The sequence below is a fragment of the Mesorhizobium sp. M0189 genome, assembly GCF_040322135.1.
Taxonomy (GTDB): domain Bacteria; phylum Pseudomonadota; class Alphaproteobacteria; order Rhizobiales; family Rhizobiaceae; genus Mesorhizobium.
This window is the reverse complement of sequence record NZ_JAMYSW010000004.1, coordinates 369872-388439: the sequence shown is the minus strand read 5'-3', so window position 1 is coordinate 388439 and position 18568 is coordinate 369872. Positions and strand designations below refer to the sequence as shown.

Genomic DNA, 18568 nt, shown 5'->3' with positions numbered 1-18568 from the left:
TGCTTAGCCGATGCACTTCGGACCCCACCTGCTCCTCGCCGCCCTCGAAGGCCTCGTCACCTCCGCCGTCCTGGCGCTGACGGCGCTTGGCCTGTCGCTGGTGTTCGGCGTCATGCGCGTCGTCAATGTCGCGCATGGCGAGTTCTTCATGCTGGGCGCGGTGCTTGCCTGGGCGATTTCTACGGCGATATCCGGCCATCCGGCGCTCGGCTTCCTGGCCGCCCTGGTGCTGGCGCCGCTGATCGTCGGCTTGATCGCACTGCTCGCCGAACGGCTGGTCCTGCGCCGGCTCAACTACAATCCGGAAGCCACCATCGTCGCCACCATCGGCATGCTCTACATCATCCAGCAATTGGCGCTGACCTTCTACGGCCCGGAGGCGCGGCCTGTGGAGCCGCCGTTCAGCTACCGCATCCTCCTGCCGTGGTTCGGCTATTCCGGCTACAAGCTGTCGATCATCGCCGCATCCGCGCTGCTTCTGGTCGCGACCTGGCTGGTGCTGACGCGCACGAAAATCGGCCTCATCATGCGCGCCACGCAATATGACAGCGAGACGGCGCAGGCCTTTGGCATTCCGGTGACCAGAGTCTATGCCGGCGTCTTCGCGCTCGGCGCCATGTTGGCGGCTGTGGCCGCGGTGCTGATCGTGCCGATCAGCCAGGCCCACTATCTGATGGGACAAGACCCGCTGTTGCTGTCGTTCATCGTCGTCATCATCGGCGGCCTCGGCTCGCTGCGCGGCACGGTCGTCGCCGCGGTGCTGATCGGCCTTTCCGACGGCATCATCTCGGTGTTCTTCTCACCGACGCTGGCCAAGATCATCGCCACCTTGCTCGTCGCCATGGTGCTGGTGTTCCGGCCGCAGGGCCTGTTCGGGACGGCATCGCGATGAAGGATGCTTCGCCGGCAAAGCCATATGCGCTGCACCTCGGCGTCATCGCCCTGCTTTTCGCCCTGAGCTTCGTCTTGCCGGAATACCATCACGGCCTGCTCGCTCGCATCATGGTGCTGGCGGTCTTCGCCATGGGTTACAATCTGCTGTTCGGCTATGTCGGGCTGCTCAGCCTCGGCCATGCCATGTTTTTTTCAGCCGGGCTCTATGGCGCCGGCCTCGCCGTCATTCATCTCGGCTGGAGCGTATCGGCCGCCTTCGCAGCCGGGCTTGCCTGCGGCGCACTTCTCGCGCTGGTGATCGCGCTGCTGGCGCTGCGCACCTCCGGCGTCGCCTTCATGATCGTAACAATGATGTTCGCTCAGGTATTCTATCTCGTCATCCTCTATCTCGCCGCCTGGACCGGCGGCGACCAGGGCATGGTCGTACCGCAGTCGATGCGTGTCCTTGTCCTGGGCAGCACGTCGCTCGACCTCACCAACCCGACCGTGCGCTATATGAGCGCGCTGGCGCTGTTCTCGATCGTGCTGCTTATAAGCCTGGCCATAGTCCGCTCCGGCTATGGCCGCGTGCTGGTCGCCATCCGCGAGAACGAGGAGCGGACAAAAATGCTCGGCTACGATACGTTTTCCAACAAGCTCGCCGCCGTCATCGTCTCCGGCACCATCTGCGCGGGTTCCGGCGCCGCCTATGCGCTGCTGTTCGGCTATGTCGGCTCGAGCTTCGCTTCGGTGCAGTATTCCATCCTGCCGCTGCTCTGGGTGCTGCTGGGCGGTGCTGCCACCACGCTCGGGCCGCTGATCGGCACGCTGTTCATGTACTATGTCATCGACGTCGCTAGCGGCTACACCTCCGCCTATCTGCTGATCGTCGGCATCGCGCTGATCCTGCTGGTTTTGTTTTTCCCAAAAGGCATTCTCGGCAGCATTCGCCAGCGCTGGCTCGGATGGCTGCCATGATGCCGCTTTTGACCACCAAAGACCTGTCGCGCAGTTTCGGCGGCTTGCGCGCCGTCGACGGCGTCGACTTCGCGCTGATGCCGGGCGAGATCCGCGCTGTCATCGGCCCCAACGGTGCCGGCAAGACCACCTTCGTCAGCCTGGTCAGCGGCCGCATCCAGCCCTCGTCGGGCACGATCATCTTCGACGGCGCCGATATCACCAGCCTGCCTGCCTACGCCAGGGTTCGCCTTGGCATCGCCTATACATTCCAGATCACCAGCGTCTTTGCCAATCTCAGCGCCTACGACAATGTTGCCCTGCCGGTGCAGCGCACGCTGACCGACAGCCGCTCGAAGGGCGCGGTTCACACCGGCGTCATGGCGGCGCTCGAGCGCACCGGACTTGCCGACTGGGCGCAAATGCCGGCCGGGCAGTTGTCCTACGGTCACCAGCGCCTGTTGGAAGTGGCGATGGGGCTGGCACTGAAGCCGCGGCTGCTGATCCTCGACGAACCGACGCAAGGGCTGGCCGACAGCGAGATCGACAATTTCATCGAGCTGGTGCGCGAGATCGCCGATAGCGCCACCGTGCTTTTGATCGAGCACAACATGCCGGTGGTCATGCAGCTCGCCGACCGCATCACCGTCTTCAACGCCGGCAGGATTTTAGCTGAAGGCACGCCCGAGCAGATCCGCGCCAATGCCGCGGTGCAGGACGCCTATCTGGGGACGACCCATGGCTGAGGCCCAGTCCAGGGCACTGACGATCTCCGGGCTTGATTGCTTCTATGGCGAGGTCCAGGTGCTCTATGGCCTCGATCTCGTCTTGAACGAGGGCGAGGTGCTCTGCCTGTTCGGCCGCAACGGCGCCGGCAAGACGACGACGCTGAAGGCGATCATGGGCCTGGTGCCGGCAAGCGCCGGCTCGATCCGGCTCGAAGGGCGGGAATTGACCGGCCTGCCGGCGCACGAGGTGCCCAAGGCCGGCGTCGCCTATGTGCCGCAGGGCCGGCGGCTGTTCGCCGAGATGACAGTGGCGGAAAACATCGAGATCGGCCTGATGGCCCGCAACAAGGGCAGGGCGACGCGCGAAAACGTGCTCGATCTCTTCCCGCTGCTGCGCCAGCGCCTCAGGCAGCGTTCCGGCACGCTATCGGGCGGCGAGCAGCAGATGCTGGCCATGGCCCGCGCCCTGTGTCTGGAACCGCAGGTGCTCCTGCTCGACGAGCCGACCGAAGGGCTGATGCCGTCGATGATCGCCAAGATCCGCGAAACCGTTTCGAAGCTGCGTGCGCTTGGCGTGTCGACAATCCTTGTCGAGCAGCGCGTCGATGCCGTGCTCTCGGTCGCAGACCGCGTTTGCTTCATCGAAAACGGCCGCAATCGCGAGACGGTCGACGTTGAGGAACTGCGTGCTGATCCCTCGGCGGTCCGCCGCTATGTCGGCGTCGGCTGATCAGGCAAAAAACAGCAAGCCGGCGAGCAGGAAAGTCGGGATCAGCACGGCGCCCGACCACGCCATGTAGCCAAAGAAGCTCGGCATTTTGATGCCGCGATGCCTGGCAATGGCATAGACCATGAAATTCGGCGCATTGCCGACATAGGTGTTGGCACCCATGAACACCGCGCCGGCCGAGATCGCCGCCAGCGTCGAGGCGAGCTCGGTCATCAGATGCTGCGCATCGCCGCCGGCCAGCTCGAAGAACACCAGATAGGTCGGCGCATTGTCGAGGAAGGACGACAGCGCCCCGGTCAGCCAGAAATAAGCGAGATTGTCGGGCGCGCCGGTCGGCGAGCTGACCAGCAGCACCAACGGCGCCAGCGCGCCGTCGAGGCCGGCCCGCAATATGGCGACGACCGGCACGATGCAGATGAAGATGCTGGCGAACAGCTTCGCCACCTCGGCAATCGGCCCCCAGCTGAAGGCGTTTGCGCCGCGAAACTCCTTTGGCGAGACGACAAGCGACGTGAAGGCCAGTATCAGGATGGCGGCGTCGCGCACCAGATTCTGCAGCTCGAGGCTGACGCCCTGAAAAGAGAAACTCACTCCCGGCTTCCAGGCAGCGGAAATCAGGATCGCGGCGATCACCCCTGCCAGCAGCGGGATGTTGGCCAGGCCGCGAATGCGCACCTTGCTGTCGGGCGTCGGATCCTTGATCTTCGGCGCGCCTTCCTCCCGGTGATGCATGATGATGTCGATCGCCAGGAAAACCGCCAGCACCACGCCGGCGACGAACAGTGTCTCGGGCAACAGGTGAACTGTCGTCCAGAAGAAATCGACGCCGCGCAGGAAGCCGACGAACAGCGGCGGATCGCCGAGCGGCGTCAGCGACCCGCCGATGTTGGACACCAGGAAGATGAAGAAGATGACGACATGGGCGTTGAAGCGCCGGTTGTCGTTGGCGCGGATGAGCGGCCGGATCAGGATCATCGAGGCGCCGGTTGTGCCGATGATCGAAGCAAGCACAGCGCCGCCCAGCAACAGCCCGGCATTGACCAGCGGCGTGCCGTGGATGTTGCCGGCAACGAAGATGCCGCCCGAAATGGTGAACAGTGCGAACAACAGGATGATGAACGACATATATTCGGTGAGCAGCGCGTGCAGCACCGCCTGCGTTGCCGACGGGATGCCGAAGGCGAGCGCCAGCGGCCCGATCACCAACGCTGCCCAGAAAGCGGCAATCTTGCCGTAATGGTGCTCCCAGGCATGACGGAAGAGCAACGGCCCGGTCGCGATGCAAAGCAATAGCCCGGCAAACGGCAGCACCCACCACAGCGACATGGCGGCGCCCGGCAATTCGTGCGCTTCGGCCGCGAGAACCGCTCCCGGAGAAAAGATTGCGGCAATCAGTGCAGCACTTGCCGTCAACGCCGCAAACCGCATGAAGCCCCTCAAAAGTCTGTCAGGTTCGGCTGGATGACGTTCAAATCAGTGCCACGCCGGCATCGCGCATCCGGCCCAGCATCCTCTCCACGGAGCCGTTGAGATCGATGCCGCGGCAGGCGTCGAGCCGCACGGACGTCTCAAAACCGAGCTTGACCGCGTCGAGCGCCGAAAAGGCGACGCAGAAATCCGTCGCTAGGCCGACCAGGGTCAGCGTCTCGATGTTCCGATCCCGAAGATAGCCGGCAAGGCCGGTCGGCGTCGTCCGGTCGTTCTCGAAGAATGCCGAATAGCTGTCGATCGCAGGACGGAACCCTTTGCGGATCACCAGCTCGGCCTTGCTCCAGGCGAGGCCCGAATGGAAATCCGATCCCAGGCTGCCCTGGATGCAGTGATCCGGCCACAGCGTCTGGTGGCCATAAGGCACATCGATCGTTTCGAACGGTTGCTTGCCGGGGTGGCTGGAGGCAAAGCTGGAATGGCCGGCAGGGTGCCAGTCCTGCGTCAGCAGGACGTGCTCGGTCCGCCGGATCAGGTCGTTGACCAACGGCACGATTTCGTCGCCGCCGGCCACTTCCAGGGCGCCACCCGGGCAGAAATCGTTCTGCAGGTCGATGACGACAAGCGCTTCGTCGGCCATGGAGCCTCCTTATTTTCTTGGTCTTGAGCTTAGGCTCCAATGAAAACGCGACCGGACGCAGAAACTTGACCAGATGGCCGGCTGCGTCAACCTCTCACGGCATAACAAATGCGTTCCGGGCGCACCGGTGCCCATAGCCGTGCAAACTCTGGCTTTGACAATTCCTGCCGGCTTGATATCATTTGCATACGAATGAATTTCCTGCCTTGCATGCTCGGGAAAATCTTTCGGCAGGATCCCCTCTCGGGAAGTCCATTCTGGGAAGGCAAAGCGTGATCCGTTACGCAAAACCCACCACGGTCGACGAGGCCCTCGCTTTGCTGGGCGAAGGACAATGGCGCATCCTCGCCGGCGGCACCGACTTCTATCCGGCACAGGGCAGCAAGCCTTTCCGCGACAATGTCCTCGACATCAATGGCTTGGCGGCATTGCGCGGCATTGCCGAAGCCGAGAACCATTGGCTCGTTGGCGCGCGCACCACCTGGACCGATCTCGTCCGCCATCCGCTGCCGGCGGCTTTCGACGCGCTGAAGCAGGCGGCGCGGGAAGTCGGCTCGGTGCAGATCCAGAACGTTGCCTCGATTGCCGGCAATCTTTGCAATGCCTCGCCGGCCGCCGACGGCGTGCCGGCGCTGCTGGTGCTCGACGCCGAGGTCGAACTGCGTTCCTCGGTGGCGACCCGGCATCTGCCCCTTGCAGAATTCATCCTCGGCAACCGTCGCACCGCTCTGCAGCCCGGCGAAATGGTCACGGCAATCCGCATTCCCAAACCCGCGACCGCCGGCAGCTCCGCCTTCGTGAAGCTTGGCGCACGGCGTTATCTCGTCATCTCCATCGCCATGGCTGCCGCACGCCTGGCCATCGAAGATGGCATCGTCAGGAACGCGGTCGTCGCCGTCGGGTCCTGCTCGGTCGTCGCCATGCGCTTGGCGGGCGTCGAGGCGGCGCTGCGCGGCCGTCCGGTCGGCCCCGCGCTGGCCACTGCCATCCAATCCGCGCCAATGGACGAGCTGTCGCCGATCGGCGACGTGCGCGGCAGCGCCGAATATCGGCTGGATGCGGCGCGCGAGATCGTTGCCCGTGCCGTGCTTGGTGCTGTGGGCGCTATTCCCGGCGAAAGGGTGGCAGCATGATGGGCATGGAGCGCGCCGACATCGCCTTCCAGGTCAACGGCGCCGCCGTCAGCGTTTGCGTGCCGCCGGTGCGGCGGCTATCCGCCGTGTTGCGCGACGAGCTGCGGCTGACCGGCACCAAAATCGGCTGTGATGCCGGCGACTGCGGCGCCTGCACGGTGCTGGTCGACGGCGAGCCGGTCTGCGCCTGCCTGATGCCGGCGGCTTCCGCCTCCGGCACCGTGGTGACGACCGTCGAAGGTCTCGGCGATGGCAGGCTGTCGGCGCTGCAGGCCTCGTTTCTCAGCCATGGCGCAGCACAATGCGGCGCCTGCACGCCCGGCCTGCTGGTCGCCGCAACGGCACTCCTGGACAGGACGCCTTACCCGAGCGAGGCCGAAACGCAGGATGCGCTGGGCGGCGTGCTCTGCCGCTGTACCGGCTACCGCAAGATCGTCGCCGCGGTGATGGATGCTTGGCGCCACGCCGATGGTCTCGATCCGCGCATGCCATTGTCCGGCCATGCCGTCGGCTCCTCTCCGATCCGCCTCGATGGCGTGCCGAAAGTCACCGGCGTCGAAAAATTCGGCGGCGATTCCTTTCCCATGGATGCACTGTCGGTGCTGGTGATCCGCTCGCCGCATTATCATGCGGCCTTCAGCTTCGGCGATCTCGATGGCTGGGTGAAATCCCGTCCCGGCATTGCCGGCGTCTTTACCGCCGCCGACATTCCGGGAAAGAATTGTTTCGGCGTCATCGCGCCCTTCGCCGACCAGCCGGCGCTGGCCGAAGCATTTTCGCGCTTTCGCGGCGAGGCGGTGGCGCTGGTTGCCGGCGAACGCGAGGCCATCGTCGATCTCGACCTTGCCGATTTTCCTGTCAGTTGGACCGAATTGCCGCATTTTCTGGAGCCTTGCGAAGCACAGGCCGGCGCTGCGTCACTGGTCCATGAAAACCGGCCCTCGAACTTGCTCACCTCCGGCTTCGTCGAGCGTGGCGACCCCGAGGCCGCCCTTGCCGGTGCGGCTTTCGTCGTTTCCGGCGCCATCGACACCTCCTATGTCGAGCATGCCTATATCGAACCGGAAGCCGGCTATGCCTTCATGGACGGCGATACGCTGGTCGTCGTCGCCTGCACGCAGGCCCCCTATATGGACCGCGACGACACGGCAAAAGTGCTCGGCCTTGCCCCGGAAAAGGTGCGCATCGTGCCGACCGCCACCGGCGGCGGCTTCGGCTCCAAGCTCGATGTCTCGCTGCAACCGCTCATCGGCCTCGTCGCCATGAAAACCGGCCGGTCGGCGGCACTCGCCTATACCCGCACCGAATCGATGATCTCGACCACCAAGCGCCATCCCGCTCGGATGAGAGCGAGCATCGGCGCCGATGCCGACGGCCGCGTCACCGGCATGGTCTTCGCCGGCGATTTCAACACCGGCGCCTATGCCAGCTGGGGGCCGACGGTCGCCAACCGCGTGCCGGTGCACGCCTCCGGCCCCTATGCGACGCCGAACTATCGCGCCGAAGGCCGCGCCATCCACACCAATGGCCCGATTGCCGGCGCCTTTCGCGGCTTCGGCGTGCCGCAGGCGACGATCATGCAGGAGACCCTTTATGACGAGCTGGCCGACAAGCTCGGCATGGACCGGCTCGACTTCCGCTTGAAGAACTGCCTTCGGAACGGATCCGAAACAGTTACCGGGCAGCGGCTCGAGTCGGGCGTCGGCATCGCCGACTGCCTGGAGGCCCTCCGCTCACATTGGCAGCGTGCCCTTCGCGATGCCGAAGCGTTCAATGCCGGCAGCAGCATCAAAAAACGCGGCGTCGGCGTGGCCTCTTGCTGGTACGGCTGCGGCAACACCTCGCTGCCCAATCCGTCGACCATCAAGGTCGGCATCTCGGTATCGGGTGAAGTCGTCCTGCATCAGGGGGCGGTCGATATCGGGCAAGGTTCGAACACTGTCATCGCGCAGATCTGCGCCGACGCGTTGGGGCTTCCGCTTGAAAAGCTCCGGCTGAAAGGCGCCGACACGGCGATCACCCCCGACGCCGGCAAGACATCGGCCTCGCGCCAGACCTTCGTCACCGGCAAGGCCGCCGAAAAGGCCGGCCGCGCCTTGCGCGATGAGATCTTGCGTTTCGCCAATGTCTCGGAAAAGGCGGCGATTGCGCTGGACGGCACAAGTCTGAGCATCGGGGAAGGCGAAGCGACGCGCCGCATCGATCTTTCCTCGCTGAAGGCAGACGCCGAAGGATTCGTCTTCCGGGCCGAGGAAAGCTACGACCCGCCGACGCAGCCGCTCGATGCAAAAGGTCAGGGCAAGCCTTACGCCGTCTATGGCTATGGCGCCCAGATCGCCGAACTGGAGGTCGACCTCAGGCTCGGCACCGTGAAGCTGATAAAAATCACCGCCGCGCACGATGTCGGCAAGGCCATCAATCCCTTGCTTGCTGAAGGCCAGATCGAGGGTGGAATCGCCCAGGGCATCGGCATGGCGCTGATGGAAGAATACATCCCCGGCCGCACCGAAAACCTGCACGACTATCTGATCCCGACGATCGGCGACGTGCCGCCGATCGAGACCATCTTGATAGAAGTTCCGGATCCGGAAGGACCCTTCGGCGCCAAGGGTTTGGGCGAGCATGTGCTGATCCCGACGGCGCCGGCGATCCTCAACGCCATACGCCATGCCGCCGGTGTGGTGGTCACCAAAATTCCGGCGACGCCGACCCGCATCCGCGCCGCCATCCTCGACAAGGAGGCGCGCCGATGAGCGAGCTTGCCGAACGATTCGAGACACACGATCCCGGCGAGAAGCTGGTGGCGGAGAAGATCCGCTGCGATGCCTGTCCGGTCATGTGCTACATCGCCGATGGCCGCACCGGCGCCTGCGATCGCTACGGCAATGTTGGCGGCAGGATCGTGCGGATGGATCCGCTGACCATCCTCGACCACGCGGCCGAGACAGGCGGCGCGGTCGTGCCCTTTGCCGAGGAAGGCAAGGGCTGGGACGGCGAACTGGTCAACACCGGCCGCCGCTTCGTCACCGCGATCGGCGCCGGCACCACCTATCCCGACTACAAGCCGGCGCCCTTCATCGTCAGCCAGGAGGTCGAGGGCGTCGATCTGGTCACCGTCGTCACCGAGGGCATCTTCTCCTATTGCGGCGTCAAGGTGAAGATCGACACCGACCGTCATATCGGCCCCGAAACGGCAACGGTCCGTGCCGAAGGCGAGGCGATCGGCCATGTCACCACCGGCGAATACGGCTCGCAGATGCTGTCGCTGGGCGGCGTGCATCATTTGACCGGCGGCTCAAAGGCTGAAGGGCGCGCCACCTGTGATGCCATGCTCAGGCTGTGCAACCGCAAGCCGGTCGAGCTCGTCATCGACGGCGGCGCCACCGTCATCGTCGAAGCCGGCAAACCGCCTGTCATCGACGGCAAACTCGAGCAGCGCATGCGCGTCGGCTGCGGTTCGGCCACCATAGGCATGTTCGCCACCCAGTGGCGCGGCCTTGTCGACGAGGTGGTGGTGGTCGACGACCACATCACCGGCGTCGTCTCCGAGCATCAGGCGGGCAAGGTGCTTGGCTGGCAGGATACCGGCATCAAGATCATCGGCCGCCGTTCGACGCCGGGCCGCTATTTCAAGGTGTCGGAGCCCGGCCTCGGCTGGGGCGGCACCAATATCTCCGACCCGCTGTCGATCCTTGGTGAATGGAGCGCCAAAAAGGGTGCGCGCCCCGGCATGTCGCTGCTGATGGTCTCGACCACCGGTGAGCAATTCGCCTATTACGAGCTCGACGACGAATTGAAGCCGGTGCAGAAACCGTTCCCGGAGCGGCTGCGGAAGTCGGTTGAACTGATCGAGGACAATTGCGAGCCGGCGCTCTGCACCGTGCTTTTCGTCGGCGGCGCCGGCGGCTCGCTGCGCGCCGGCGTCACCGAGAACCCGGTCAATCTGACCCGCTCGGTGCAGGGCCTCAAGACCTATGTGACGGTCGGCGGCGCGCCGGTCTATGTCTGGCCGGGCGGCGGCATCACGCTGATGGTCGACGTCATCCGCGTGCCGGAAGGCGCCTTCGGCTATGTCCCGACGCCGGCGCTGGTGGCGCCCATCGAATTCACCATGCGCCGCGACGATTATGTCAGGCTCGGCGGCTATGAAGCCGAAATCCGCAGCGTCGACGATATCCTGGCCAAGGGCGGCGAGTATCTCAACCCGCGCCGCGGTAAGGCCGCACCTCGCGACAATCCCTGGCCGCCGCTGGTGCAGCTGCGGCGCGCGACGACAAATGGGGCAGGGTGATGAACGGCCCGCAGGCGCATTGGCTCGAGGACGGCCGAAGGCTTCACCTCAATCATGGGCCGATCGATCTGATCGTCGAGGCCTTCGGCGAGGCGAGCGAATGCCGCGCCGCCTATCATCAGGCGGCAACGCGCTTCCAGACAATCCTGCCCGAACTGGTCGAAGAGTTGCCCGAACTGCGTCGCCAGGCGCCGCTGCGTCCTCGCATGTTTGTCGGCCCGACGGCACGTCGCATGGAAGCGGCGGTCGTTCCGCTAGCGAATCAATTTATCACACCGATGGCGGCCGTCGCCGGCTCGGTAGCCGACGAAGTGCTTGGCGCGCTGCTCGCCGGCCGCCGGCTCGAGCGCGCCTATGTCAACAATGGCGGCGACAGCGCGATCCATCTCGGCCACGGCCAGTCGATGACGCTTGCCATTGCCCGAACAGGTCACGGACTGGCAGACCGTCTCACGATCCGCGCCGAAGACGGGATCCGCGGCGTCGCAACAAGCGGCTGGCGCGGCCGTTCGTTTTCGCTCGGCATCGCCGACGCTGTCACCGTGCTGGCGCGGACGGGTGCTGAAGCCGACGCCGCCGCGACCTTGATCGCCAACGCCGTCGATCTGCCCGGTCATCCCGCCGTTACGCGCGTACGGGCGCGCGATCTCGCCCCGGACAGCGATCTGGGCGACCGACAGGTGACGCAAGACGTAGGGCCACTGTCCGCCGTCGAAATCGCTACCGCGTTGGACAGCGGGCTTGCCGTGGCGGAAGACTTTCGGCGGCGCGGCCTGATTGCCGCCGCGGCGCTTTTCCTCGACGGTCAGGCGCGCATCGCAGGTCCGATGGCGCTCGCCAATAAAGTTTTAGAGAGGGAAATTGCCCATGCCTGAGTTTCCGATCCGCAAGATCGCCGTGCTGACCGAAGAGATTTTTCACGAAGGCGGGCCGGTGGCGAAGGTGCCGCGGCGCCGCGCCGCGGCCATGGCCGTGGTGAAGAACCCGTTCGCCGGCCGTTACGTCGAGGAACTGCAGAGCGCGATGGAGGATTTGAAGCCGCTCGGGCTGCTGCTCTCCGACAGGCTCATTGCCGCATTGGGCGGCGACGTGAAACAGATCGACGGTTATGGCAAGGGTGCCATCGTCGGCGCGGCGGGCGAGCTGGAGCATGGCGCGCTGTGGCATGTGCCGGGCGGCTATGCCATGCGCGAACGGCTTGGCGACGCCAAGTCGATCGTGCCGTCGTCGAAGAAGGTCGGCGGCTTCGGCGCGCGGCTCGATGTGCCGCTCGGCCACATCAACGCGGCCTATGTGCGCAGCCATTTCGATGCCATGGAAATCGGCATCAGCGATGGCCCGCGTCCCGACGAGATCCTGTTTTGCCTCGCAATGACCTGCGGCCCGCGCGTGCATGACCGCATGGGCGGGCTGGCTGCCAAGGACATCAAGGCATGGGATGGGCTGAGGTGAGCGCCGAAGACAATCTGCTCAAGCTGGTCGAGGCCGAGGAACCTGACGAAAACGACTATCGCTTGCAGGAGCAGGTCGGCTTTATCCTGCGCAAGGCGCACCAGCGCCATGTCTCGATCTTCGCCGCACACATCGCCGATCTGACGCCGCCGCAATTTGCCGCCTTGGCCAAATTGCGCGACGTCGGCGAGACCTCGCAGAACCAGCTTGGCAGCCTGATCGCCATGGATGCGGCGACGGTGAAAGGTGTCATCGACCGGCTGAAAGCGCGAGGCTTTGTCGAACTTAGCAAACACGAAGTCGACAAACGGCGCCTGCTGGTCAATCTGACGGCCGAGGGGCGCGACGCGATCGAGCGGCTGATTCCGCTTGCCCGCGAGATTACGCAGGAAACGCTGGCACCGCTTTCCGCCAAGGAGGCGGCCATTTTCATGAAGCTGCTGGCCAAGCTGGCTTAGGGCGGCGCTGCCACGAGAGAATGGCCTGACTTGGCAAGGCTTAGCTTGCTCGTCCACATGAAATGGGAAGGGTGGCGGCGTATCAGTCGGGGGGTGCCTTAGGAGGATGTGGTTAGCTCCTCGGTTGTCGATTGACACTAAAGGTGGTTGGATCGATCAAAACGGGGGCGTTGGTGGGGGAGCTTATTGAAGGCGACGATGGATCGCCTGTAGAGGTGGTCGGCGCTTGGGCCAAAACCAAGCACGAGTATCTATGTCGCTATGTCGACATCAGTCGCGGTGTTCGATCGAAATGGCTCGACCAGGGAAAAGCTGGCGCAACTCTGATTGATCCGTTCTGTGGACCAGGCAGGTGCAGGATTCGCGGTACCAGCGAATTTATTGATGGCGGTGTGGTTGCCGCCTGGAAAAAGAGCGCCGACAGCAAAACGCCATTCTCCGCGGTATATATCGGAGACATCGAAACCGAGCGGGTTGAGGCTTGCGAGAAACGGCTACGCGCGCTGAACGCTCCGGTCGTGGCTATCACGGGTAATGCTGTTGCCACCATCAAGACGATCGTCAGCCTTGTGAATCCTCATAGCCGGAACTTCGCATACCTGGATCCTTACAACCTGGAGACTCTCAATTTCGAGATGATTAGGACGCTGTCAGACCTCCGATACGTCGACATACTCGTACATGTCAGTCAGATGGACCTGCAGCGAAACCTCGACAAATACTCGTCGGGCGACTCGGCGGTTTTCGATGCCTTCATTCCTGGCTGGCGTAGCGCCATCAAAGCGGGAAACGCCAAGGCAACACGCCAGGCAATTTTGCGCTATTGGTCCGAGCTTGTTGGGCGACTTGGCGTGTGGCCCTCCCCGGAACCCAAGCTAATAACCGGGCCCGGCAACCAGCCGCTTTATTGGCTCCTGCTAGTCGCCAAGCATGAACTCGCTCTGGCGTTTTGGAAGGTCGCGGCTAACAAGCAGAGACAAGGCAACCTTTTCTAGGCGGTAGCTGCCGGCATTTCATCGTAGATACGACCATTGAGCGTGCGGCCGGCGGCTTTCTTGTTATTGCCTCCCCACTGCTTGAAGAAGAATGCCGTGCCCGCGCGTCGGCACATCGTTTGGATCTCGTCGACCCAGTGAGGATTCATATATCGTGCCCCTGGCCCGCTTTCACCGCCAACGATCGCCCAATGAATATCGGTGAGATTGGCACCGGCTACAGACCCGATCAACGGCTCTAGAGAAACGAACCGGATTGCTGCTGGTGCACGGCGAAGGTCATCCAGCCGACCCAGCACTCGATGATCTTCAACACTGGTCCCGAGCCAGACATTCGGCAGAACGGGAAAGTCGCCACGAGTCAGAACCTTGGCCATAACTTCCGGGCGCTTCGTCAGAATCTGATACGTATGCCGCGGCGTCTCTTCCATCACAGCCCATACCTGTCGAATGAAATCTGCCGGCACGTCGACATGAAAGAGATCAGACATCGAGTTCACGAAAACGCGGCGTGGTTTCGACCAAGTTACAGGGATCGACAGTGATTTCGGATCGGTCATTACTTTGCCGGTCCACTTCGCTCGGCCGCCCGTCTTGCGCGTCAGGCCCTGATATTTGTTCACGCCCATGGCTTCTAGCCGTGCCGCCATGCGCATCGCGTAGCAGTTCGTGCAGCCGGCGGTTAGGATCGTGCAGCCGGCCACCGGGTTCCACGTCGCGTCGGTCCATTCGATTGAGGTCTCAGCCATAGGAAGATTCTCCTTCACGTTGATGGTTAATTCAAGGTGATGAAGCTTCCGTTATCGGGTTTTGACGACTGAGTAGGGTTCGGCACAGCTTTCCCACCCAAAGAGCAGGAGAGCCGTGGCCGAATCCTGAACACCGGAGCCGCCTTCTCCGGCAATAGGCTTCAGAGGCCGTTGTCCTTCAGGATCTGGGCAGCATTTTCCTTGGTGATCTTCTGCGTCGGCAGGATGATGGTCTTTTCCACCTTCTCGCCGTTCAGGAACTTGATCGCCTGCCGCAGCCCTTCGGCGCCCGGCGTCACATAAGTGAACGTCGCCGTCAGCTCGCCATTGGCGACGAGTTGCACGCCTTCATTGGGCAGGCCGTCGATGCCGATGAACTTGATGTCCTTCTCACGTCCGGCGTCCTTGGCGGCAAGATAGGCGCCATAGGCCATTGGATCATTGTGGCCGTAGACGAGATCGATCTTTTCGTTGTTGCGCAGCGCCGTGGCCATGATGTTGTAGGCCTGGTCCTGCTTCCAGTCGCCCGACTGCTGGTCGAGCAGGTTCTTGATACCCGGCTCCTTGTCGGTGAATTCATGGAAGCCGTCATGGCGGTCATGCGCCGGCTGGGTGCCCATGCCGCCCCAGATTTCGACGACGTTGCCGGCGGCCTTGCCCTTGCCGCCAAGCAGCTCGACGGCATATTCACCGGCAGCCCGGCCGATCAGCTTGTTGTCGCCGCCGACGAACTGCGTGTAGTCGTTGGTTTCGACGTTGCGGTCGAGCACGAAGACCGGGATCTTGGCATCGATCGCCTGCTGCACGACACCGGTCAGGCCGGCGGACTCTTTCGGCGACACCAAGAGCGCATCGACCTCCTGACGGATCAGGTTTTCGACATCGGCGACCTGCTTCTCGGTCTTGTCCTCGCCGTCGGTTACGATCAGCTCGACTTCCGGATGCTTGGCCGCTTCGGCCAGGATGTCCTTGTTGAACTGGGCACGCCAGGGTTCGATGGTCGTAACCTGCGAGAAGCCGATTTTCCATTTCTTGTCCTGCGCGTGGGCACCGCTGGCAAGCATCGCGGTCGTGGTCAGGAGTGCCGCTGTCAGCGCGGCAAGCTTCAACAATTCACGTCGTTTCATTTCTTGTTTCCTCCAATATTCAGAGACGCGGTCTCTTGCGACGGCCGCTTTGCCGCGGCCGTTTCCTTGTGCGCTTGCCCACCGGGCAATCGCAGATAGAAGAGAAGATCGCCGGCATTGCGCTCCTGTACGAGCACGGTACCGATGATGATCATCCCCTTCAGCACCAGCTGAAGGTTCGAATTGATGTTGTGCAGCTGCAGGATGTTAGAGAGCAGCCCGAAGATCAGCACGCCGCAGAACGTCCCGGTGAGGCTGCCGCGTCCGCCCATCAGGCTGGTGCCGCCGATGACCACGGCGGCGATCGCGTCGAGCTCCAGCCCGGCGCCGGCGTCCGGCTTGCCTTGCCGGTATTGCGCGACATAGAGCACCGCCGCGATGCCGGCCAGCAGCCCCGAAACCGCGTAGGTGGCGATCTTGACGCGGCCGGCGGCGATGCCGGACAGCCGGGCCGCTTCCTCATTGCCGCCGATGGCATAGACATAGCGGCCAAACGGCGTGAAGCGCAGCACGGCGCCGTAGATCAGGATCGCGCCGAGGAAGAACAGGCCCGGCATCGGGATTACGCCGAACACCAGCGAGCGCAGCATTTCGAAATCGGCCGTGGCGTTCGAACCGGTATAGACCGGCAGCACCGCATTGTTTTGGCCGGCGGTCAGCCGGGCGATGCCGAGCGCAGTGACCATCATCGCCAGCGTCACGATGAAGGGCTGCAGCCGCCCGGCGACGATGATGAAGCCGTTGAGCGCGCCGAACAGCAGGCCGACGCAAGGCGCCACCAGCAGCACGCCGAGCACGCCGAATTTTGAGCCTACCTGCGGCAGCAGGAACCACAGCACCAGACTGCACAGGATCACCCCGACAATGCCGGGGGTAACCAGCCCACGAACGCTATCCAACCTGATGTCGTGCGTGGCCTGCGCGCCGGCGCGGGATTTTTCGATGTTCAGCAGGATGAAACGGGTGACGAGAATGCCGAGGCAAAGGGCTGCCACGGCAACTGTCGGCACCCCCAGCACCACCGCCGGCGTCACGCCGGGGACCGTCAGCAGCATGGCACAGACCACCGTGCAGATCGCCATCAGCGAGCCGACGGAAAGGTCGATACCGCCAGTGATGATCACCGCCGTCATGCCGGTGGCAATCAGGCCGGTGGTCGACACCTGGCGCAGCACGTCGAGCAGGTTGCCATAGGACAGGAAGATATTGTTGCCCTTGGAGCTGATCGGCGAGCCGAGCACGCCGATCAGGAAGATGGCGATCAGGCCCCAATAGAGCTTCGTCCGGGACAGGATATGCAAAATGCTCATGCGGCAGGCCTCGTCATGGTCCGTCGCGGCGCTGCAAGCCGCATGATGGCCTCCTCGCTGGCTTGCGCGCGGGACAGGATTCCCGTCTGGCGGCCATCGGCCATGACCAGGATACGGTCGGAAAGATGCAGCAGCTCCGGCAATTCCGAGCTGATGACGGCGATCGCCAGCCCGTCTCGCGCCAGCTTGAAGATGAGATCGTAGATTTCCCGCTTGGCGCCGACATCGATGCCGCGCGTCGGCTCGTCGAGCAGCAGCACCCGTGGCCTCGTCGCCAGCCATTTGCCGATGACGACCTTCTGCTGGTTGCCGCCGGACAGCGTGCCGGCCGGCTGCTCGACGGTTTCGCAGCGAATACCGAGCGCCTTGACGGCGTCCCGTGCCAGCCCTTGCTCGCCGGCCGGCGAGCGCAGGCCGAACCGCGCCAGCGCGCCGACCAGCGCCAGCGCGACATTGTCGGTGATCGAGGCCTCGAGATGCAGGCCTTGCGTCTTGCGGTCTTCTGTGACCAGGGCGATGCCGAGCCGGCGCGCATCGCGCGGCGAACGGATTTCTACTGCCTCGCCATCGAGCCTGATCTCACCGCCAGCACGTCCTCCGCTGGACCCGAAGATCGTTTCCAGGATTTCGGTACGGCCCGAGCCCAGCAGCCCGCCGATACCGAGGATTTCTCCTGCGGCAAGATCGAAGCTGACGCCGTCGAGCACGGTGCGCCAGCCATGGCGATTGGGCTTCGATAGCGACAGCTCGCTTACGGAAAGGATGGTGTTGCCACCGGGGATGCGGTGCTCCTGGGAGGAAGCAAGCAGGTTTCGCCCGACCATCGCCGAAATTATGGCGTCTTCGTCGAGCTTGTCCATCGTCTGCGTCAGGACGTGGCGTCCATCGCGAAACACGGTGACCCGGCTGGCCAGATGCATGACCTCGTCGATGCGGTGCGAAATGTAGACGATCGCCACGCCGCTATCGGCGAGCTGGCGGATGATGCGGAACAGCCGCTGGCATTCGGCTGGCGACAGCGCCGAGGTCGGCTCGTCCATGATCAGAATGCGCGCCGACATAGACAGCGCCTTGGCGATCTCGACCAGCTGCTGTTCGCCGACGCGCAAGGCACCGACGCGCGCATCCGGGTCGAGCTCGATGCCGAGCCTTTGCAAGAGCGCGCCGGCAGCGCGGCTGCTCGCCTTGCGGTCGACAATCAGCCCGGCGATCAGCTTCTCGCGGCCGAGAAAGATATTGTCCGCGACGCTGAGTTCGGGAACGAGGTTCAGCTCCTGGTGGATGATGGCGATGCCGGCGCGCTCGGCTTCGCGGACGCCGGCAAAGCGCACCGGATGGCCATCGATACTGACCGTTCCGTTATAGTCCGTATAGACGCCGGATAGTATCTTCATCAGCGTCGACTTGCCGGCGCCGTTCTCGCCCATCAGCGCATGGACCTCGCCGCGCCGCAGTTCGAAGCCGACATCGACAAGCGCGGCGATGCCGCCGAAGGACTTGGAGATGTGCTCGGCGCTCAGCACGATAGCCGAGCCGTCCGCCATAACGCCTTCCGCAGGGATGGAATTGCCGTGCTGCATGACAAGGACGGCCTCCCTCCGTCGTCACCGAACGCCTCAAACGCTAATCTAAACGTTTCGATCATGTCAAGCCAATATCTGGTGTCGAAGATTGTTCCATTTCAATTCTTGCGCAAA

17 protein-coding genes are annotated in these 18568 nt (G+C 63.6%); 11 read left to right on the top strand and 6 right to left on the bottom strand.

The annotated features are described in order from the left end of the window. Positions 1–10: 10 nt before the first annotated feature. From NKJ09_RS10285 to NKJ09_RS10270, 4 genes are read left to right on the top strand one after another with little or no spacing between them, the layout of a single operon-like run. On the top strand, positions 11–892 hold the full coding sequence (locus NKJ09_RS10285) for a branched-chain amino acid ABC transporter permease (RefSeq protein ID WP_023718163.1): 882 nt from the start codon (positions 11–13) through the stop codon (positions 890–892). Beyond that, on the top strand, positions 889–1851 hold the full coding sequence (locus tag NKJ09_RS10280; protein WP_023718164.1) for a branched-chain amino acid ABC transporter permease: 963 nt from the start codon (positions 889–891) through the stop codon (positions 1849–1851). Before NKJ09_RS10285 ends, NKJ09_RS10280 begins: the two co-directional genes overlap by 4 nt. Beyond that, a complete protein-coding gene (locus tag NKJ09_RS10275) occupies positions 1848–2576 on the top strand; it encodes an ABC transporter ATP-binding protein (protein WP_023718165.1) in 729 nt (242 codons plus the stop codon). The genes NKJ09_RS10280 and NKJ09_RS10275 overlap by 4 nt, the downstream gene beginning before the upstream one ends. Continuing rightward, positions 2569–3288: an ABC transporter ATP-binding protein gene (locus tag NKJ09_RS10270; RefSeq protein WP_352495045.1), complete on the top strand. Its 720-nt coding sequence runs from the start codon at positions 2569–2571 to the stop codon at positions 3286–3288. Before NKJ09_RS10275 ends, NKJ09_RS10270 begins: the two co-directional genes overlap by 8 nt. Here NKJ09_RS10270 and NKJ09_RS10265 read toward each other — a convergent pair whose 3' ends face one another. Further along, complete coding sequence (locus tag NKJ09_RS10265) at positions 3289–4716, bottom strand: sodium:proton antiporter (protein ID WP_023718167.1); 1428 nt, start codon at positions 4714–4716, stop codon at positions 3289–3291. A gap of 40 nt (positions 4717–4756) precedes the next feature. Next, positions 4757–5356, bottom strand: coding sequence for a bifunctional nicotinamidase/pyrazinamidase (pncA, locus tag NKJ09_RS10260; RefSeq protein WP_023718168.1), 600 nt, complete (start codon positions 5354–5356; stop codon positions 4757–4759). Positions 5357–5628: 272 nt separating this feature from the next. Between pncA and NKJ09_RS10255 the strand changes: the two genes are divergently transcribed. From NKJ09_RS10255 to NKJ09_RS10225, 7 genes are all read left to right on the top strand, one after another. Then, positions 5629–6489 carry an FAD binding domain-containing protein gene (locus NKJ09_RS10255; protein WP_352495044.1) on the top strand — a complete coding sequence of 287 codons (861 nt, stop codon included), beginning with the start codon at positions 5629–5631 and terminating at the stop codon, positions 6487–6489. Further along, on the top strand, positions 6489–9242 hold the full coding sequence (locus NKJ09_RS10250) for a molybdopterin-dependent oxidoreductase (RefSeq protein ID WP_352762742.1): 2754 nt from the start codon (positions 6489–6491) through the stop codon (positions 9240–9242). Before NKJ09_RS10255 ends, NKJ09_RS10250 begins: the two co-directional genes overlap by 1 nt. Then, the gene (locus tag NKJ09_RS10245) at positions 9239–10780 is read left to right on the top strand and encodes a 6-hydroxynicotinate reductase (RefSeq protein ID WP_352484339.1); all 1542 of its coding nucleotides are present in this window, start codon (positions 9239–9241) and stop codon (positions 10778–10780) included. The genes NKJ09_RS10250 and NKJ09_RS10245 overlap by 4 nt, the downstream gene beginning before the upstream one ends. After that, entirely contained in the window at positions 10780–11655 is an 876-nt protein-coding gene (locus tag NKJ09_RS10240; protein WP_352495043.1) for a UPF0280 family protein, read from the top strand. The genes NKJ09_RS10245 and NKJ09_RS10240 overlap by 1 nt, the downstream gene beginning before the upstream one ends. Continuing rightward, positions 11648–12232: an amino acid synthesis family protein gene (locus tag NKJ09_RS10235; RefSeq protein ID WP_023718173.1), complete on the top strand. Its 585-nt coding sequence runs from the start codon at positions 11648–11650 to the stop codon at positions 12230–12232. Before NKJ09_RS10240 ends, NKJ09_RS10235 begins: the two co-directional genes overlap by 8 nt. Further along, positions 12229–12690, top strand: a complete 462-nt coding sequence (locus NKJ09_RS10230) for a MarR family winged helix-turn-helix transcriptional regulator (protein WP_023718174.1) — start codon at positions 12229–12231, stop codon at positions 12688–12690. The genes NKJ09_RS10235 and NKJ09_RS10230 overlap by 4 nt, the downstream gene beginning before the upstream one ends. Positions 12691–12833: 143 nt before the next feature. Continuing rightward, positions 12834–13685, top strand: a complete 852-nt coding sequence (locus NKJ09_RS10225) for a three-Cys-motif partner protein TcmP (RefSeq protein ID WP_352495042.1) — start codon at positions 12834–12836, stop codon at positions 13683–13685. On the opposite strand, the gene NKJ09_RS10220 is transcribed toward NKJ09_RS10225, so the two are convergent. The 4 genes from NKJ09_RS10220 to NKJ09_RS10205 form a co-directional block, all read right to left on the bottom strand. Beyond that, complete coding sequence (locus NKJ09_RS10220) at positions 13682–14434, bottom strand: DUF5131 family protein (RefSeq protein ID WP_352495041.1); 753 nt, start codon at positions 14432–14434, stop codon at positions 13682–13684. The two genes, NKJ09_RS10225 and NKJ09_RS10220, sit on opposite strands and share 4 nt — an antisense overlap. A 161-nt stretch (positions 14435–14595) precedes the next feature. Then, positions 14596–15561, bottom strand: a complete 966-nt coding sequence (locus NKJ09_RS10215) for a substrate-binding domain-containing protein (RefSeq protein WP_023718175.1) — start codon at positions 15559–15561, stop codon at positions 14596–14598. Further along, a complete protein-coding gene (locus tag NKJ09_RS10210; RefSeq protein WP_023718176.1) occupies positions 15558–16871 on the bottom strand; it encodes an ABC transporter permease in 1314 nt (437 codons plus the stop codon). The genes NKJ09_RS10215 and NKJ09_RS10210 overlap by 4 nt, the downstream gene beginning before the upstream one ends. Next, positions 16868–18451 carry a sugar ABC transporter ATP-binding protein gene (locus NKJ09_RS10205; RefSeq protein ID WP_352762689.1) on the bottom strand — a complete coding sequence of 528 codons (1584 nt, stop codon included), beginning with the start codon at positions 18449–18451 and terminating at the stop codon, positions 16868–16870. The genes NKJ09_RS10210 and NKJ09_RS10205 overlap by 4 nt, the downstream gene beginning before the upstream one ends. Positions 18452–18568 lie beyond the last annotated feature (117 nt).

What these genes read in the sequence shown, in the direction of transcription:
- NKJ09_RS10220 (WP_352495041.1), bottom strand. Translation starts at nt 14,434, where the DNA reads ATGGCTGAGACCTCAATCGAATGGACCGACGCGACGTGGAACCCGGTG.
- NKJ09_RS10270 (WP_352495045.1), top strand. Translation starts at nt 2,569, where the DNA reads ATGGCTGAGGCCCAGTCCAGGGCACTGACGATCTCCGGGCTTGATTGC.
- NKJ09_RS10210 (WP_023718176.1), bottom strand. Translation starts at nt 16,871, where the DNA reads ATGAGCATTTTGCATATCCTGTCCCGGACGAAGCTCTATTGGGGCCTG.
- NKJ09_RS10250 (WP_352762742.1), top strand. Translation starts at nt 6,489, where the DNA reads ATGGGCATGGAGCGCGCCGACATCGCCTTCCAGGTCAACGGCGCCGCC.
- NKJ09_RS10205 (WP_352762689.1), bottom strand. Translation starts at nt 18,451, where the DNA reads ATGCAGCACGGCAATTCCATCCCTGCGGAAGGCGTTATGGCGGACGGC.
- NKJ09_RS10285 (WP_023718163.1), top strand. Translation starts at nt 11, where the DNA reads ATGCACTTCGGACCCCACCTGCTCCTCGCCGCCCTCGAAGGCCTCGTC.
- NKJ09_RS10275 (WP_023718165.1), top strand. Translation starts at nt 1,848, where the DNA reads ATGATGCCGCTTTTGACCACCAAAGACCTGTCGCGCAGTTTCGGCGGC.
- pncA (WP_023718168.1), bottom strand. Translation starts at nt 5,356, where the DNA reads ATGGCCGACGAAGCGCTTGTCGTCATCGACCTGCAGAACGATTTCTGC.
- NKJ09_RS10235 (WP_023718173.1), top strand. Translation starts at nt 11,648, where the DNA reads ATGCCTGAGTTTCCGATCCGCAAGATCGCCGTGCTGACCGAAGAGATT.
- NKJ09_RS10265 (WP_023718167.1), bottom strand. Translation starts at nt 4,716, where the DNA reads ATGCGGTTTGCGGCGTTGACGGCAAGTGCTGCACTGATTGCCGCAATC.
- NKJ09_RS10280 (WP_023718164.1), top strand. Translation starts at nt 889, where the DNA reads ATGAAGGATGCTTCGCCGGCAAAGCCATATGCGCTGCACCTCGGCGTC.
- NKJ09_RS10215 (WP_023718175.1), bottom strand. Translation starts at nt 15,561, where the DNA reads ATGAAACGACGTGAATTGTTGAAGCTTGCCGCGCTGACAGCGGCACTC.
- NKJ09_RS10240 (WP_352495043.1), top strand. Translation starts at nt 10,780, where the DNA reads ATGAACGGCCCGCAGGCGCATTGGCTCGAGGACGGCCGAAGGCTTCAC.
- NKJ09_RS10245 (WP_352484339.1), top strand. Translation starts at nt 9,239, where the DNA reads ATGAGCGAGCTTGCCGAACGATTCGAGACACACGATCCCGGCGAGAAG.